This is a genomic window from Erwinia sp. E_sp_B01_1 (genome assembly GCF_036865545.1).
Lineage (GTDB): Bacteria > Pseudomonadota > Gammaproteobacteria > Enterobacterales > Enterobacteriaceae > Erwinia.
This window is the reverse complement of the sequence record NZ_CP142208.1, coordinates 4,443,915-4,461,458: the sequence shown is the minus strand read 5'-3', so window position 1 is coordinate 4,461,458 and position 17,544 is coordinate 4,443,915. Positions and strand designations below refer to the sequence as shown.

The following is a 17,544-nucleotide window of genomic DNA, read 5'->3' as shown; positions in this document are numbered from 1 at the left end:
AAGCGCAGCCAAAAAATATTTTATGGAAGAGGATCCCCTGGCGATCGAGAGCACGATGAACGAGAAAGACTGGTTAATCATCCGTACCGTCTGGCAGTACAAAAACATCACCCGTGCGGCTGAAGCGCTGTTCACCTCTCAGCCGGCACTGAGCTACCGGCTAAGGCAGATAGAGCGCAAACTGGCCATTCAGCTGTTTGAAGAGGGAGGACGGGGCCTTACCTTCAGCGCACAGGGTCGTTATCTGGCACAGCACGCTCAAAGCGTCCTCGACGAACTTCAGCTGCTGCGCACTACGCTACAAAGCCTCAACGGACCACAACGGGGTGAGTTGCGGATCGGGGTTTCCAGCAACTTTGCCGCCTATCGTCTGCCGGAATTACTGGCCGGATTCAGTCAGCAGCACCCTGGGATCAACGTCAATCTTGTCAGCGGATTAAGCGAAGAGATGTTCCAGAAATTACAGCGTGGGGAGGTTCACCTGGCAATAACAAAAGATGACTACGGCTGGAAGGAAGGCAAGAGGCTGATCGACGAGGATGACTATTATGTGATCAGCCGTGAGCCTGTAGATCTGGCGCTGCTGCCGCATTTACCGCAGATCAAAATAAATCACGGTGGCCATATCACCACGTTGATTGAAAGGTGGTGGAATACCAGTTATTCGCTGGCACCCCGTGTGGCAATGAGTGTGGATAAGCTGGAAGTATGCCTGGCAATGGTAGAGCGTGGACTGGGTTATGCCATTGTTTCCAGTTATCAGCCACTTGCGCCGACGTTGTTCCGCACGCCTGTTGCCGTAGGGGGAAGTGGTCAAAAGCCGTACCTGGCTGCTCTACCGTCATGCCAGCACTGATGCGGCGGTTACGCTGCCTTTCGTCGAGATGTTCCGCGATCGGAGGTGAAACATTTTCAACTTACGGATGAAACCTCGACATTAGGTTCTCATCAGGCTATCTTCGGGTGTCTGGATGTCTAAACGTTTAAATGGTTAATTGAGGAAAGCAGGTTATGCCAATCAGGGTACCCGATGAATTACCAGCCGTGAGTTTTTTGCGCAACGAGAATGTCTTTGTGATGACTTCCTCGCGGGCCAGCACTCAGGAAATCCGTCCGTTGAAGGTGCTGGTACTGAATCTGATGCCAAAAAAGATTGAGACGGAAAACCAGTTTCTCCGCCTGCTTTCCAACTCGCCGTTGCAAATTGATATTCAGTTGCTGCGCATCGACAGTCGGGAAACCCGCAATACACCGATGGAGCATCTGAATAATTTTTACTGTAATTTCGAAGACATTCAGCATGATAACTATGATGGGCTGATCGTTACCGGCGCACCTTTAGGGCTGGTTGATTTTAATGACGTGGCTTACTGGCCGCAGATCCAGCGGGTACTGCACTGGGCAAAAGAACATGTCACCTCTACGCTGTTTGTCTGCTGGGCCGTGCAGGCCGCGCTGAACATTCTGTATGGCATCCCTAAGCAGACGCGTGAAACCAAATTATCGGGTGTTTACGACCACCAGATCCTGCATCCTCATGCTTTACTCACGCGTGGGTTTGACGACAGCTTCCTTGCTCCTCATTCGCGTTATGCTGATTTTCCATCGCATTTGCTACGCGACTACACCGATCTGGAAATATTTGCTGAATCGGATCAAACCGGTGCCTATCTTTTCGCCAGCAAAGACAAGCGACTGGCGTTTGTCACCGGACACCCGGAATATGATGCGCTGACGCTCTCCGGAGAATATCACCGCGATTATGAAGCAGGGCTCAATCCTGATATTCCGTATAATTATTTCCCGCAGAATAATCCTGAGCTTCCACCGCGTGCCAGCTGGCGCAGCCACGGTAATCTGTTGTTTTCTAACTGGCTTAACTACTATGTTTACCAGATCACTCCATTTGATCTGCGCCATATGAATCCCAGCCTGGACTGAACGCTGCGATAGCAGAATAAGGGCCGATCTCTTACCGGGATCGGCCCTTTTTTTGTGTTAAAAATCGCCCCGTTGATGGCTGCTTTACTCTGTAATCTTTCAGCATTCCCCCGGTATTCCTCTAAAAAGTCATCTTATGAAACCCACTTCCTTTCAGATAAAAAGTTTAATTCTATTTTAATCATCGCCTTACATGTAATTAACATAAAAAATGGAAATAGTTTTTGATTTTGTTATTTGGTTGATCGTATTTTGATCCTGCGGGTTAAAAATTACCCAACGCAAAACAGTCCTCTCAGGAGGCTTTCAGACAGGATCGATGACGGGAGTGGGGATATGACTCAACAAGTTATCAGCACGCAACTGATGTTCCATCGCCCTTCAGGGCAGGCAGAACGGCAAATACTGACCGATACCGCGGTCGAATTCCTCAGCGAACTGGTGATACGTTTCACGCCACGGCGCAATGAACTGTTACAGACCAGAAAGCAGCAACAGCAGCGGTTTGATGCGGGAGAGTTACCGGACTTTATTTCGGAAACAGATTCCATAAAAAACAGTGACTGGACTATTCGTGGTATTCCGGCTGATTTGCAAAACCGCAAAGTAGAGATCACCGGCCCGGTAGAACGCAAAATGGTGATCAATGCCCTGAATGCCAATGTGAATGTTTTTATGGCGGATTTTGAGGACTCGCTGGCTCCCTGCTGGGAAAAAGTGATCGAAGGGCAGATCAACCTGCGCGATGCGGTAAATGGCACCATCAGTTACAGCAACGAAGCCGGAAAAATCTATCAGCTCAAACCCAAGCCTGCGGTGCTGGTATGCCGCGTACGTGGGCTGCATTTGCCCGAGAAGCATGTCACCTGGCGCGGCGAAGCCATCCCCGGCAGCCTGTTTGATTTTGCACTCTATTTCTTCCACAACGTGGAGGCGCTGCTGGCCAGGGGCAGTGGTCCCTATTTTTATCTGCCTAAAACCCAGAGCTGGCAGGAAGCGGCCTGGTGGAGCGAAGTGTTCAGCTACGCAGAAGATCGTTTCAATCTTCCCCGTGGAACGATCAAAGCCACGCTGTTGATCGAAACGCTGCCAGCGGTATTCCAGATGGACGAGATCCTTTTCAGTTTACGCGATCATATTGTCGGCCTTAACTGTGGCCGCTGGGATTACATCTTCAGCTATATCAAAACCCTGAAAAATCACTCTGACCGTGTGCTGCCCGATCGTCAGTCCGTGACCATGGAAAAAGGCTTTCTGGATGCTTATTCGCGCCTGCTAATCAAAACCTGTCACCGTCGCGGCGCTTTTGCGATGGGCGGTATGGCGGCGTTTATCCCCAGCAAAGAGCAGGAGCGCAATGAGTGGGTACTCAACCGCGTGAAGGCGGATAAAGAGCGGGAAGCCAGAAACGGTCATGACGGCACCTGGATTGCTCATCCGGGACTGGCCGACACGGTAATGGCTGTTTTCAGCGATGCGCTGGGTGACCGTGATAACCAACTGGATGTGCTGCGTGAAGAGGACTCCCCAATCACCGCAGAACAGTTGCTGGCACCCTGCGCCGGGGAAAGAACGGAAGCGGGTATGCGGGCCAATATTCGCGTGGCAGTGCAGTACATCGAAGCCTGGATTTCAGGTAACGGCTGCGTTCCCGTGTACGGGCTGATGGAAGATGCGGCCACCGCGGAGATCTCACGCACCTCAATCTGGCAATGGATCCGTCACGGTAAAACGCTGGATACCGGCGAGCAGGTCACGGAAGCGCTGTTCCGGCAGATGCTGGCTGAAGAGATGCTGGTGATCCAGCAAGAGCTGGGCGAACAACGTTTCAGTCAGGGGCGCTTTGACGAAGCGGCTGACCTGATGGAACGCATTACCACTGAACCAGAGCTGGTCGAGTTCCTGACTCTGCCGGGCTACAGCTTACTTCACTGACAGAAAGGGGATCCTGCTATGACATCTCGTACCCAACAGATCGAACAGCTCAATCATGACTGGCATGCTGCACGCTGGGAGGGCATTACCCGCCCTTATTCTGCGGAAGAGGTAGTGAAACTGCGTGGCTCGGTGAATCCGGCCTGCACGCTGGCACAGCTGGGGGCAGAAAAGCTCTGGCATCTGCTGAATGGCGGCGCGAAAAAAGGCTATATCAACAGCCTGGGGGCATTAACCGGCGGTCAGGCTTTGCAACAGGCTAAAGCCGGAATCGAGGCGGTGTATCTTTCGGGCTGGCAGGTAGCGGCGGATGCCAACCTGGCGGGCAGCATGTATCCGGATCAGTCGCTCTATCCGGCGAACTCGGTGCCTTCAGTGGTGGAGAGAATCAACAGTACCTTTCAGCGGGCCGATCAAATCCAGTGGGCCAGCCAGATCGAACCAGGTGACCCCCGTCATGTCGACTACTACCTGCCGATTGTTGCCGATGCGGAAGCTGGTTTTGGTGGGGTACTGAATGCGTTCGAGCTGATGAAAGCGATGATTCAGGCCGGAGCAGGCGGCGTGCATTTTGAAGACCAGCTCGCTTCGGTGAAGAAGTGTGGTCATATGGGAGGCAAAGTGCTGGTTCCGACACAGGAAGCGGTCCAGAAACTGGTTGCGGCCAGGCTGGCGGCGGATGTGATGGCGGTACCAACCGTATTGATTGCGCGAACAGATGCGGAGGCGGCCGATTTGATTACTTCAGACTGCGATGAGTATGACCGTGAATTCGTCACCGGTGAGCGCACGCCTGAAGGCTTCTTCCGTACCCGGGCAGGCGTTGAGCAGGCCATCAGCCGTGGGCTGGCCTATGCCCCTTACGCAGATGTGTTGTGGTGTGAAACCTCCACGCCGGATCTGGCGCTGGCAAAAAGATTTGCTGATGCTATCCACGAGCGCTTCCCTGGCAAGCTGCTGGCTTATAACTGTTCCCCTTCTTTTAACTGGAAAAAGAATCTCGACGACAGGACCATCGCTCACTTTCAGCAGTCACTGAGTGAGATGGGCTATCGCTTCCAGTTCATCACGCTGGCGGGGATCCACAGCATGTGGTTCAACATGTTCGATCTGGCCCAGGCTTATGCGCAGGGTGAGGGCATGCGTCACTACGTGGAGAAAGTGCAGCAGCCGGAATTTGCGGCCCGGGATCGGGGCTACACCTTCTCATCGCATCAGCAGGAAGTGGGTACCGGCTATTTTGACAGCGTCACCACTGTCATTCAGGGGGGCGTTTCGTCGGTGACGGCGCTGACCGGCTCCACGGAAGAACAGCAGTTCTGATAAGCAAAGGCGGCCCCTATGTCACAGCTGGAAACCCTGATCGCCCGGACTATCCTGCAGGGATTTGATGCGCAGTATGGCCGCTTTCTGGAAGTGACGGGCGGGGCGCAGCAACGCTTTGAACAGGCGGACTGGCACGCCGTTCAGGCGGCAATGAAAGCCCGTATTCATCTGTATGATCATCATGTTGGTCTGGTGGTGGAGCAACTGCGCTGCATTACCGGGGAGCAGGTTTATGAAAATGCCTTGCTGCTGCGGGTGAAGGCAGTCTACACCGGGCTGCTTCCCGATTATCCCCGTTTTGAAATCGCCGAAAGCTTTTTTAATTCGGTTTACTGTCGTCTGTTGGATCATCAGATGCTTACGCCAGAACGGCTGTTTATCTTCAGCTCACAGCCTGAAAGACGCTTTCGTACCCTTCCCCGACCGCTGTCAAAAACCTGCCCGGCAGCGGGTGACTGGCAGACATTGCTGACCCGGGTGCTGCACGACCTGCCACTGCGGTTACCCTGGCAGGACCTTCAGCGGGATATCGGCTTTGTTATTGCTCATCTGCAGGAAAACTTTGCTGAACAAATGCTGGAAACCGGCTCACTGGAAGTCGCCAGTGAACTGTTCTATCGCAACAAAGCCGCCTGGCTGGTGGCGAAACTCCGGCTTGCCTCAGGCGTCTATGCTTTCCTGCTGCCGATCCACCGGAGCGAGCAGGGGGAATTGTTTATTGATACCTGCCTGACCCGCAAGCGGGAAGCCAGCATCGTGTTTGGCTTTGCCCGAGCCTATTTTATGGTTTATGCCCCCTTGCCAGCCGCGCTGGTGGAGTGGCTGCGCGAGATCCTGCCGGGAAAAACCACCGCCGAACTTTATATGGCCATTGGCTGCCAGAAACATGGCAAAACCGAGTGCTACCGCGAATATCTGCACTATATGGCGGCGACATCAGAGCCGTTTGTTATCGCACCCGGCGTGCGCGGGCTGGTAATGCTGGTATTCACGCTGCCCGGTTTTGACCGGGTATTTAAAGTGATTAAAGATCGCTTTGCACCGCAAAAGGAGGTGACTCCGGAGCGGGTCAGGGCGTGTTATCAACTGGTCAAAGAGCACGATCGTGTGGGGCGGATGGCCGACACTCAGGAATTTGAAAACTTTGCGCTGGATAAGGCACGTATCAGCCCGGCGTTGTGGCAGGCGTTGCAGCAGGAGATCCCGGAGAAAATTCAGGATCGGGGCGACAGGATCCTGATCGCCCACCTCTATCTCGAACGGCGGATGACGCCACTGAATCTCTGGCTTGAACAGGCGAACGATCGGCAGCAACGTGAGGCGATCGAAGAGTACGGTAACGCGGTGAAGCAGCTGGCCGCCGCCAACATTTTTCCCGGCGATATGCTCTACAAGAATTTTGGCGTAACCCGTCACGGACGCGTGGTGTTTTATGATTACGATGAGATCAGCTACATGACTGAGGTGAATTTCCGGGATATCCCGCCGCCCCGTTATCCGGAAGATGAGCTGAGTCAGGAGCCGTGGTACAGCGTGGCGCCGGAAGATGTTTTCCCGGAAGAGTTCCGCCACTATCTGTGCGCCGATCCGGCTATAGCACGGTTATTTGATGAGATGCATGGAGAGCTGTTCACGGCCAGCTTCTGGCGCACGTTGCAACAGCGTATCCGGGAGGGGCATATTGAGGATGTCTTCGCTTATCGTCGCCGGCAGCGGTTCAGCCAGCGCTATTCGCAGAGCCAGGCGATGAGCCCGGCTCAGCAACAGGATCAGGCTGACGCGCCTGCCACGGCTTCACGTGCCAGTGAAGCGATCCGATCGTAATCACCGTTCTCCAGCGCGTCGACGGGCACCAGCCAGGATCCGCCGATGCAGTGCACGCTCTTCAGCGCCAGATAGTCGCGGTAGTTAGCCAGTGAAATGCCGCCTGTCGGGCAGAAACGCACCTGCGGGAAGGGACCAGCAATCGCCTGTAACGCCTTCACGCCGCCGTTGGCTTCAGCCGGGAAAAACTTAAACTCACGCAGGCCATGATCCATCCCCAGCATCAGTTCCGAAACGGTGCTGATCCCTGGGATCAACGGGATCGGGCCAGCATTTGCCGCCTCAAGCAGATCCTTAGTCAGGCCAGGGCTGATGGCAAACTGCGCCCCGGCTTCAGTTACCTGCTGAAGCTGTTGCGGATTGATCACCGTGCCAGCGCCAATGATGGCCTCGGGGACTTCACGGGCAATGGCGCGGATAGCCTCGAGCGCACAGTCGGTGCGGAGCGTCACTTCCAGTACCCGCACGCCGCCTGCGACCAGGGCTTTCGCCAGCGGGACGGCCTGCTCCACTCTGGTGATAACAATCACCGGGACGACCGGGCCGGAAGTCAGGATCTGCTCTGCGCTGGTTTTCCAGTTATTCATAGGTATTCTCCGTTAAAATTTGATGCAGCAGGCACCCTGCTCGGCGCCTGAAAGCTGGCTGCGCAGCGCGCCAAATAACTCACGTCCGCAGCCGATATGTTCTGCGCTCAGATCCGGCTGATACGGCAGTCTTTCAGCCAGAGCCGCTTCATCCACCAGCAGCCTGAGCTCGCCGGTGCGGCCGTTAACGCGGATTCTGTCCCCGCTGCGGACTTTGGCCAGCAGGCCGCCGGTGTAAGCTTCCGGCGTGACATGAATGGCCGAGGGCACTTTGCCGGAAGCACCGGAAAGACGACCGTCCGTAACCAGCGCCACCCGGAACCCGCGATCCATTAATACGCCAAGTGGCGGCATCAGTTTATGCAGCTCAGGCATGCCGTTGGCCTGCGGCCCCTGAAAACGCACCACCACCACGCAATCTTTATTCAACTCACCGGCTTCAAAAGCCGGGAGAACGGCGTGCTGGCTTTCGAATACCACGGCGGGGGCTTCGATAATCTGGTTATCTGCCGGAACCGCAGATGTTTTCATCACCGCGCGGCCCAGATTTCCCGTCAGCACTTTGGTGCCACCATGCTGTTCGAAGGGCTGTGACACGCAGGCGATGACCCTGTCATCCAGTGAGGTTTCCGTGCCTTCGCGCCAGGCCAGCTGGCCGTTATCCAGCCAGGGCTCCTGCGTGTAGCGGTGCAGGCCAAATCCGGCAACGGTATTCACCTCTTCATGCAGCAAGCCGTGATTCAGCAACTCGCGCACCAGCAGTGCCACTCCCCCGGACGCCTGAAACTGATTGATGTCCGCCGGGCCGTTGGGGTAAATCCGGCACAGCAAAGGGATCGCCTCTGAGAGATCAGAAAAATCATCCCAGTTGATCTGAATCCCGGCTGCACGCGCCATAGCTACCATATGCATGGTCAGATTGGTCGAGCCGCCGGTAGCCAGCAAGGCCACTATGCCGTTGACCACCACTTTCTCATCAACCAGTTTGCCGACGGGCAGATAATTGCCGGACATCTCAGTCAGACGGGTCACCTGCCGGGCTGCCGCTTCGGTCAGTGCTTCACGCAGCGGTGTCTCAGGGTGAACAAACGAAGAGCCGGGCAGATGCAGGCCCATCACTTCCATTATCATCTGGTTGGTATTGGCGGTGCCGTAAAAGGTGCAGGTGCCAATGCCGTGGTAGGAAGCCGCTTCGGCTTCCAGCAGTGCGTGACGGTCGGCTTTACCCTCGGCGTAGAGTTGACGAACGCGCACCTTCTCTTTGTTCGGCAACCCGCTGCTCATCGGCCCGGCTGGCACAAACAGCGCCGGAAGATGGCCAAAGGAGAGGGCGGACATCACCAGGCCAGGCACGATTTTGTCGCAGATCCCGAGGAAAAGCGCGCCATCGAACATGTTGTGGGAAAGGCCTACCGCAGAAGACATCGCGATGATATCGCGGCTCATCAATGACAGCTCCATGCCATCCTGTCCCTGAGTGACGCCATCGCACATCGCCGGTACGCCACCTGCCACCTGGCCTACCGCACCCACCTGATTCAGGGCGCGACGAATTTTATCCGGATAGTTTTCGTAAGGCTGGTGGGCCGAAAGCATATCGTTATAGGCGGTGATGATCGCAACGTTGCTGCGGACCATATTTTTCAACGCCGCTTTGTCGTCAGGCTGGCAGGTGGCAAAGCCGTGCGCGAGGTTGCCACAGGCAAGTTTGGCACGCTGAACGGTTTGCGAACGGGCAACCTCAATCCGGGCCAGATAAGTCGCCCGACTGGCTGCAGAACGCTCAACGATACGCTGGGTTACGCGTGCAATAAGGGGATGGACCGGGTTCATGCGCAGGCGTCCTGTGGCTGAAAGTGCTGAATATGCTGCACTGCCTGGGCAATAACCTGCTCCAGCGGCCGATCAATATTGATTATCTTCACATCGCTCTCGTCAGCGCCCGGTTGTTCCAGCGAGGCGAACTGGCTGACCAGCATCTGAGTCTTGAAAAAATGGCCGCTGCGGGCGGCAAGACGCGCTTCAATCACCGGGAAATCCCCGTGCAGATAAATAAACGAGAGCGTGCTGTTACCGGCGCGCAGCCGGTCGCGGTAGTGCTTTTTCAAGGCTGAGCAGACAATGATCGAGATGTTGTTCGTGCGCTGCATGGCAAAAGCAGCATCGTTCAGGGCATTAAGCCAGGGCGCCCGATCGCCATCGTCCAGCGCTTCGCCTGCGGCCATTTTTTGAATGTTGTGGCGTGGATGCAGGAAATCCCCATCCAGCAAACCTGCGGAGAGCTGGCGTGCAACGCTGGCCGCCACTGCGGATTTCCCGCTGCCTGACACGCCCATGATGACGTAAATTCTGTGGTGTTGATTGCTCATTGCTCAGCTCCCCATGAAAAAAGGCACAACGTCGGAAGATGGTTGTTACCGGTAACATCTGTCCATACCATTGTTGGGGGAAAGCGAGTAAAGACGCAATCAGAACCCGCAGGAATCGACGGTAATTGTGATCGGCTTCAAGTTTTGCAAGGAGTGGGGCGCAGAGAAGCTGGCAGGGGAAGGGTGCTCATGGATCACACCTCAACAGAGTACCAACGGGCAATTTGCCCGTTGGTAGGGTTGCTTTACCTTGTCGAATTACAGGCTAAGCTGGCAGCAACCTCCGTCCCTCCTTGCTTAAAGTGCAGTTCGCAGAGCGAATCGCGGGTAATCCAGATCACCGTTACGAGCGTAATGCAGACCACCATTAAACAGAGGGTGAACATTTTTTGTGCCATCTTTGGCCTCCTTTCTCCATTGCTTTTCAGCAGGTAAAAGGCTACCTTCACACTGTCGGGTGTAAAGAGCAGCCTCACTTTGAGTAACATCAAGTGGGGCTTTTCTCTTTTTGTCCCGAACACTCAGGACAAAAAGATCCTGAGCACCCGTCGCGCAGTGTAACGCACAACTTTCCCTGTCCACGCCATCACTTTACTAAAGTTAATTCTGGTACTCTTTTTTTGCAACAGCGATGAAACGCTCCGATAAAGTTTCGGGCCAGCTCCAGCTTTGCACTATGACTTTGCTCCTGCGTAACGTCCATGAACAGAGCAGCCTGACCGGGTTATGGAAAAATCAGCGGGCACCGCCGTACTCTCGGGTGATCTCTTTGGCAGCTTTAATCACCAGTGCCCCCAACTCGGTGACGCGATCGTCAGTTACTCTGGAAACCGGGCCGGAGATTGAAATCGCGGCGAAGGGTTCGTGATGCTCGTCGTAGATACAGGCGGCCACACAGCGCAACCCCAGCGCATGTTCCTCATCATCAAAGGCGAAACCCATTTTGCGCACCAGCGCGAGATTCTCTTTCAGGCTGTGCGGCGACATCAGCGTTTGCGGCGTGTAATGGTGCAGACCCTGGCGGTGCAGTAACTCCGTCACCTGGGCATCATCCAGATTGGCAAGAAAGGCCTTCCCGGCACCGGAGGCGTGCATCGGCAGCTTGCCGCCAATCGGCGCAGACATGCGCATCAGCTGTGTACACTGCACCTGGTCAATAATGACCGCACGGCGATCGCTGATATCCAGCACCGCCAGATTCACCGTTTCGCCGGAATCCTCCATCAGCCTGCGCAGCATCGGGTGTACCAGCGCCAGCAGGTTGCGGCTTTGCAGAAAACTGCTGCCCACCACAAACGCATGTGCGCCAATGGTCCACAGCCCTAAATCGCCCACCTGACGGACAAATCCCTGCTGTTGCATCGTGGTCAGCAGGCGGTGAGTGGTGGAATTTGGCAGGCCAGCCTGCTGAGCCAGCTCGGTCAACGCAATATTGCCGTGCGAATCGGCGATAAATTCCAGCAGCTTCAGGCCACGGGTCAGTGACTGCACCTGCCCGGCAGGTTGGGCTGGCTGAGCGGTTGTGGCACGGGGTTTCTTGCCACGTTTTGCCACCACGGGGGTCGCCATGTCTGACTCCTTAATTTTCACCATATGGAAATCATTTTCGTTTTATTGATTAATAATGCAACGTCCGCTTTGCTGGTCGGATCTGTTGCAGCGGCTGGCTGAAAATGTCTCACGGTGGTTTTCTTTTACCTGCTCAAAAGTTGTGCCAGTATGTCCAGCTGGCATAGTTGCCATTGGGTAGAGGTTGAAGGGGCGAGAGTGAGCAACAGAACAGAAGTGCTGCAGCAGCAGCTGGCGAAACGAATCATGCTGCTGGATGGCGGTATGGGCACAATGATCCAGAGCTACCGGCTGGAAGAGCAGGACTTTCGCGGTGAACGTTTTGCCGACTGGCAGAGCGATCTGAAAGGAAACAATGACCTGCTGGTCCTGACCCGCCCGGATGTGATAAGCGAAATCCATAATGCTTATCTGGAAGCGGGTGCCGATATTCTGGAAACCAACACCTTCAACTCCACCACCATTGCGATGGCTGATTACCACATGGAATCGCTGTCGGCAGAAATTAACTATGAGGCAGCCCGGCTGGCGCGAATCAGTGCCGACGAGTGGACAGCCCGCACGCCTGAACGTCCGCGTTACGTCGCCGGTGTGCTCGGCCCGACCAACCGTACCTGCTCAATTTCACCAGACGTCAACGATCCTGCCTTCCGTAACGTTACCTTCAATCAGCTGGTGGAAGCCTATCGCGAATCGACCCGCGCGCTGGTGGAGGGCGGGGCTGATATCATCATGATTGAAACCGTGTTCGACACCCTCAACGCCAAAGCCGCCATCTTCGCGGTGAAAACGGAATTTGAGGCGTTGGGTGTTGAACTGCCGCTGATGATCTCCGGCACCATTACCGATGCCTCTGGCCGCACCCTGTCCGGCCAGACTACCGAAGCTTTCTATAACTCATTACGCCATGCTGAACCGCTCTCCTTCGGGCTTAACTGCGCGCTGGGGCCGGATGAGCTGCGTCAGTATGTGGCTGAACTCTCCCGCATTGCAGAAGGCTATGTGACCGCGCACCCGAATGCCGGCCTGCCCAACGCCTTTGGCGAATACGATCTCGATGCCGGAGTGATGGCTGAGCAGATCGGTGAATGGGCGAGATCGGGCTTCCTGAACATCATCGGTGGATGCTGTGGCACCACGCCGGAGCACATTGCTGCAATGGCGAAAGCGGTTGAAGGCGTGGCACCGCGTGCTTTACCTACGCTGCCGGTAGCCTGCCGCCTGTCCGGTCTGGAACCCCTGACCATTAGCGCAGAGTCGCTGTTTGTTAACGTGGGTGAGCGAACTAACGTTACCGGGTCGGCGAAGTTCAAACGCCTGATTAAAGAAGATAAATACAATGAAGCGCTGGACGTTGCGCTCCAGCAGGTGCAAAGCGGCGCACAGATTATCGATATCAACATGGATGAAGGCATGCTGGATGCGGAAGCCGCTATGGTGCGTTTCCTCAACCTGATTGCCGGTGAGCCGGATATCGCCCGCGTCCCTATTATGATCGACTCCTCAAAATGGGACGTGATCGAAAAAGGCCTGCAATGTATTCAGGGCAAAGGCATCGTCAACTCCATCTCGATGAAGGAAGGCGTTGAGGCTTTTGTTCACCATGCGAAGCTGGTGCGCCGTTATGGTGCCGCGATGGTGGTGATGGCCTTCGACGAAGTGGGTCAGGCAGATACGCGCGCGCGTAAAATTGAAATTTGCCGCCGTGCCTACAAAATCCTGACCGAAGAGGTCGGTTTCCCACCTGAAGACATTATTTTCGACCCCAACATTTTCGCCGTGGCGACCGGGATTGAAGAGCACAACAACTACGCGATGGACTTCATCGGTGCCTGTGAAGACATCAAACGTGAATTGCCACATGCGATGATCTCCGGGGGCGTCTCTAACGTCTCTTTCTCCTTCCGTGGCAATGACCCGGTACGTGAAGCCATTCATGCCGTTTTCCTCTACCACGCTATTCGTAATGGTATGGACATGGGCATCGTCAACGCCGGACAACTGGCCATTTATGACGATCTCGACGAGGATCTGCGTGAAGCTGTAGAAGATGTGATCCAGAACCGACGGGATGACGGCACTGAGCGGTTGCTGGAGCTTTCAGAGAAATACCGCGGCACCAAATCCGACGAGGGGAGCACCAAACCCCAGGCTGAATGGCGCAGTTGGGAAGTGGAGAAACGGCTGGAATACTCGCTGGTTAAAGGTATTACCGAATTTATTGAAGAAGATACCGAAGCCGCCCGACAGAATGCCAGCCGACCCATCGAAGTGATTGAAGGCCCGTTGATGGCCGGGATGAATGTGGTGGGCGATCTGTTTGGCGAAGGAAAAATGTTCCTGCCGCAGGTGGTGAAATCGGCCCGCGTAATGAAACAGGCTGTGGCCTACCTCGAACCTTATATTGAAGCCAGTAAAGAGAAGGGCAGAACCAACGGCAAGATCGTGCTGGCGACGGTAAAAGGCGATGTCCACGACATTGGTAAGAACATCGTTGGCGTGGTGCTCCAGTGTAACAACTATGAAATCATCGACCTGGGCGTCATGGTACCGGGTGAAAAAATCCTCAAAACGGCCAGAGAGCACAACGCCGACATTATCGGGCTTTCCGGGTTGATCACCCCTTCGCTGGATGAAATGGTCAACGTGGCGAAAGAGATGGAGCGTCAGGGCTTTACCCTGCCACTGCTGATTGGTGGAGCTACCACCTCTAAAGCGCATACCGCCGTGAAAATCGAACAGAATTACAGTGGCCCTACGGTCTATGTACAGAATGCTTCGCGTACGGTTGGCGTGGTTTCTGCGCTGCTGTCTGCCACCCAGCGTGACGAGTTCGTGGCCCGTACCCGCAAAGAGTACGACACGGTTCGCATCCAGCATGGCCGTAAAAAACCCCGCACGCCGCCGGTAACTTTGCAGGTGGCAAGAGAGAACGATCTCTCTCTGGACTGGGAAAGCTATACGCCGCCCGTAGCACACAGGCTTGGTGTGAGCGAAGTAAGTGCTAACATCGAAACCCTGCGTAACTACATCGACTGGACGCCATTCTTTATGACCTGGTCGCTGGCGGGCAAATATCCGCGCATTCTGGAAGATGAAGTGGTCGGTGAAGAGGCAAAACGCCTGCTGGCCGATGCCAATGCCATGCTGGATGAGTTGAGCAGCAAAAACCTGCTGACTCCACGCGGCGTGGTCGGTATTTTCCCGGCTAACCGGGTGGGCGATGACATCGAAATCTATGCGGATGAGTCACGAAGCAGCGTATTGCAAGTAAGTCGTCACTTACGTCAGCAGACAGAGAAGACGGGCTTTGCGAATTACTGCCTCGCCGATTTTGTGGCGCCGAAGTCCAGCGGTAAGGCGGATTATCTGGGGGCATTCGCAGTGACCGGCGGGCTGGAAGAAGATGCGCTGGCTGAGGCTTACGACGCGCAGCATGATGACTACAACAAAATCATGGTGAAGGCGCTGGCTGACCGCCTGGCGGAAGGATTTGCCGAATATCTTCACGAACGCGTGCGTAAGGTTATCTGGGGCTTTGCCGCTACGGAAAACCTGAGCAATGAAGAGCTGATCCGTGAGAATTATCAGGGCATTCGTCCGGCTCCGGGCTATCCGGCCTGCCCGGAACATACTGAAAAAGAGACAATCTGGAAGCTGCTGGATGTGGAAACGCATACCGGAATGAAGCTGACAGAGTCTTTCGCGATGTGGCCAGGCGCGGCTGTTTCCGGCTGGTACTTCAGCCATCCCGACAGCAAATACTTTGCGGTGGCGCAGCTTCAGCGCGATCAGATTGAAGATTACGCCCGTCGCAAAGGCATGCCGGTACAGGAAGTGGAGCGCTGGCTGGCCCCGAATCTGGGGTACGATGCCGATTGACCTGCCTCCTCGGGCCGGAGCCTCTCCGGCCCACTTACACACCGTCTGATTTCAGCGTGCCAGGCTTTCACCGGCACGCAATTTCTCTGTCGACTTCATACAGCCGGAGGTTCTGCGGCCTGTTCCTGTTCTCTGACCTGCACGTCGATATATAACGCATCGTAGCGCCAGTATTCATAGTCACAGTCGATGATACGGTCGTGCCGATCGCGGTTAATCCGGGTGATAAATAATGCCGGGCTGCCTGCGGCGACTTTGAGGGCCGGGGCGGCAAAAGGGGGAAGGGGTCCGGGCAACATGGTGAACCCGACGCGCCCATAACTGATGCCATACTCTTCCTGATACAAATTGGTGAGCGACCGGGTCAGGTCGAAGCTCAACAGGTCCGGGAAATAGTGGGGGTTAAGGTAATGTTCAACGTACAACACCACACGGCCATCAATGCGCCGCAGTCGCCGGATGCGATAAACTTCCTCGCCTTCTGTCATGGCCAACTGATGGGCTAAAGTTGCGCTGGCGCTGACTCTGTTGGCATCCAGCACCTCTGTTTCTGCTGTCCGGCCCTGACGCTCCGCCATCGCATGAAAATGGCTACGCAGTAACGGGTCATAAGCGAGTCGGGGTGGCGCTATAAACCAGCCACGCCGCAGTTCCCGGTAGATAATCCCCTGAAACTCCAGCTGGCCCAGTGCCTCGCGCAGCGTAATGCGCGTTGTGGAAAAGTGCTCGCTCAGCCATCGCTCTGAGGGCAATCGTCCGCTGGCCGAAAAGTCCCCTGCGGCAATGCGGCTGGCAAGCCGCTGGCAAATAAGATCTACAGTTAACGCTTTCATCACATCAAAGCCTCAATTTGGTGCGAAGCTGCACATAAACAGATCGACCGCCGCGCAAAACCCCCTGACCCCTGCTACAGAGAGTGTGGACTAGTCCACAGCCCAATGGGTACTGACATAAAACTGTCATACCGCCAGGCTAGATTGGCTCGGATCTTGCTGGACTAGTCCAGAAGGCCACTCAACTTATCATCTGGAGCAGCAGTTATGAAATCATTGTTCGCCTCTGTGTTAGCCAGTGCCATTATCCTTGCCCTTCCGGCAGCGCACGCTGCCGATCCCGACCTTGCCGCACTGGAAAAAGCGGCCAAAGCTGAAGGTCAGGTCAACAGCGTCGGTATGCCGGACAGCTGGGCTAACTGGAAAGGCACCTGGGAAGATATCAGCAGCAAATACGGGATTAAGCACAGCGATACCGACATGTCCTCTGCTCAGGAACTGGCGAAATTTGCCGCTGAAAAGAGCAATGCCACCGCAGATATTGGTGATGTGGGTGCCGCGTTTGGCCCGGTTGCCGTGCAGAAAGGGCTGGCTCAGCCTTACAAACCCAGCACCTGGGATCAGGTACCAGACTGGGCAAAAGATAAAGAGGGTAACTGGGCGCTGGCCTACACCGGCACCATCGCTTTCATCATCAATAAAGATCAGGTCAAAGACATTCCTCACAGCTGGGCGGATCTGAAAAAGGGCAAGTATGTGGTCACTATCGGTGACGTCGGCGTTGCTGCTCAGGCCGCGAACGGTGTCCTGGCCGCCGCTTATGCGATGGGCGGAAATGAAAAAGATCTCAAACCCGCGCTGAGCTTCTTCAGCGATCTGGCGAAAGAAGGCCGTCTTGGTGTCACCGACCCGGTGATTGCGAATATCGAGAAGGGCGAAATTCAGGTTGCCGTGGTGTGGGACTTTAATGGCCTTAACTATCGCGATCAGATTGATAAAAGCCGCTTTGAAGTGGTGATCCCTTCTGATGGCTCAATCACTTCCGGCTACACCACCATCATCAACAAATACGCGAAGCACCCTAACGCCGCAAAACTGACCCGTGAGTATATTTTCTCTGATGCCGGTCAGATTAACCTGGCACGTGGCTATGCCCGCCCAATCCGTGCTGAGCATTTAACGCTGCCAGCAGATGTGCAGGCTAAGTTGTTGCCAAACGCCGAATACAAAAGTGCTCACCCGATTGCCGATCCACAGGCCTGGGACAAAACCTCGAAAATGCTGCCTCGCCTGTGGCAGGAAAACGTCATTGTTAACATGAAGCAATAAGGATTCAGG

At 55.2% G+C, this 17,544-nt stretch carries 13 protein-coding genes; 7 read left to right on the top strand and 6 right to left on the bottom strand.

What is annotated here, in order from left to right; all coding sequences use genetic code 11:
- Positions 1-22 precede the first annotated feature (22 nt).
- From VRC33_RS20695 to aceK, 5 genes are all read left to right on the top strand, one after another.
- Entirely contained in the window at positions 23-856 is an 834-nt protein-coding gene (locus VRC33_RS20695) for a LysR family transcriptional regulator (RefSeq protein WP_338559017.1), read from the top strand.
- A gap of 155 nt (positions 857-1,011) precedes the next feature.
- A complete protein-coding gene (gene metA / locus VRC33_RS20690) occupies positions 1,012-1,941 on the top strand; it encodes a homoserine O-succinyltransferase (protein WP_338559015.1) in 930 nt (309 codons plus the stop codon).
- A gap of 336 nt (positions 1,942-2,277) precedes the next feature.
- On the top strand, positions 2,278-3,876 hold the full coding sequence (gene aceB / locus VRC33_RS20685) for a malate synthase A (protein ID WP_338559013.1): 1,599 nt from the start codon (positions 2,278-2,280) through the stop codon (positions 3,874-3,876).
- 18 nt (positions 3,877-3,894) lie between these two features.
- Positions 3,895-5,199 carry an isocitrate lyase gene (aceA, locus tag VRC33_RS20680; RefSeq protein ID WP_338559011.1) on the top strand — a complete coding sequence of 435 codons (1,305 nt, stop codon included), beginning with the start codon at positions 3,895-3,897 and terminating at the stop codon, positions 5,197-5,199.
- Positions 5,200-5,217: 18 nt separating this feature from the next.
- Entirely contained in the window at positions 5,218-7,026 is a 1,809-nt protein-coding gene (gene aceK, locus VRC33_RS20675) for a bifunctional isocitrate dehydrogenase kinase/phosphatase (RefSeq protein ID WP_338559008.1), read from the top strand.
- On the opposite strand, the gene VRC33_RS20670 is transcribed toward aceK, so the two are convergent.
- From VRC33_RS20670 to iclR, 5 genes are all read right to left on the bottom strand, one after another.
- On the bottom strand, positions 6,972-7,613 hold the full coding sequence (locus tag VRC33_RS20670) for a bifunctional 4-hydroxy-2-oxoglutarate aldolase/2-dehydro-3-deoxy-phosphogluconate aldolase (protein WP_338559006.1): 642 nt from the start codon (positions 7,611-7,613) through the stop codon (positions 6,972-6,974). The genes aceK and VRC33_RS20670 overlap by 55 nt on opposite strands.
- A 12-nt stretch (positions 7,614-7,625) precedes the next feature.
- Complete coding sequence (edd, locus tag VRC33_RS20665) at positions 7,626-9,446, bottom strand: phosphogluconate dehydratase (RefSeq protein WP_338559004.1); 1,821 nt, start codon at positions 9,444-9,446, stop codon at positions 7,626-7,628.
- Positions 9,443-9,982, bottom strand: a complete 540-nt coding sequence (gene gntK, locus VRC33_RS20660; protein WP_338559002.1) for a gluconokinase — start codon at positions 9,980-9,982, stop codon at positions 9,443-9,445. Before gntK ends, edd begins: the two co-directional genes overlap by 4 nt.
- 245 nt (positions 9,983-10,227) lie before the next feature.
- Positions 10,228-10,380: a Hok/Gef family protein gene (locus VRC33_RS20655; protein WP_338558999.1), complete on the bottom strand. Its 153-nt coding sequence runs from the start codon at positions 10,378-10,380 to the stop codon at positions 10,228-10,230.
- Between the two features lie 337 nt (positions 10,381-10,717).
- Positions 10,718-11,551, bottom strand: coding sequence for a glyoxylate bypass operon transcriptional repressor IclR (iclR, locus tag VRC33_RS20650; protein ID WP_338558996.1), 834 nt, complete (start codon positions 11,549-11,551; stop codon positions 10,718-10,720).
- A 198-nt stretch (positions 11,552-11,749) separates the two neighbouring features.
- Here iclR and metH point away from each other — a divergent pair, with 198 nt between their 5' ends.
- The gene (metH, locus tag VRC33_RS20645; protein ID WP_338558993.1) at positions 11,750-15,433 is read left to right on the top strand and encodes a methionine synthase; all 3,684 of its coding nucleotides are present in this window, start codon (positions 11,750-11,752) and stop codon (positions 15,431-15,433) included.
- A 95-nt stretch (positions 15,434-15,528) separates the two neighbouring features.
- Here metH and VRC33_RS20640 read toward each other — a convergent pair whose 3' ends face one another.
- A complete protein-coding gene (locus VRC33_RS20640; RefSeq protein ID WP_338558991.1) occupies positions 15,529-16,266 on the bottom strand; it encodes a UTRA domain-containing protein in 738 nt (245 codons plus the stop codon).
- A 207-nt stretch (positions 16,267-16,473) separates the two neighbouring features.
- Between VRC33_RS20640 and VRC33_RS20635 the strand changes: the two genes are divergently transcribed.
- Positions 16,474-17,535: an ABC transporter substrate-binding protein gene (locus VRC33_RS20635; RefSeq protein WP_338558989.1), complete on the top strand. Its 1,062-nt coding sequence runs from the start codon at positions 16,474-16,476 to the stop codon at positions 17,533-17,535.
- Positions 17,536-17,544: the final 9 nt, after the last annotated feature.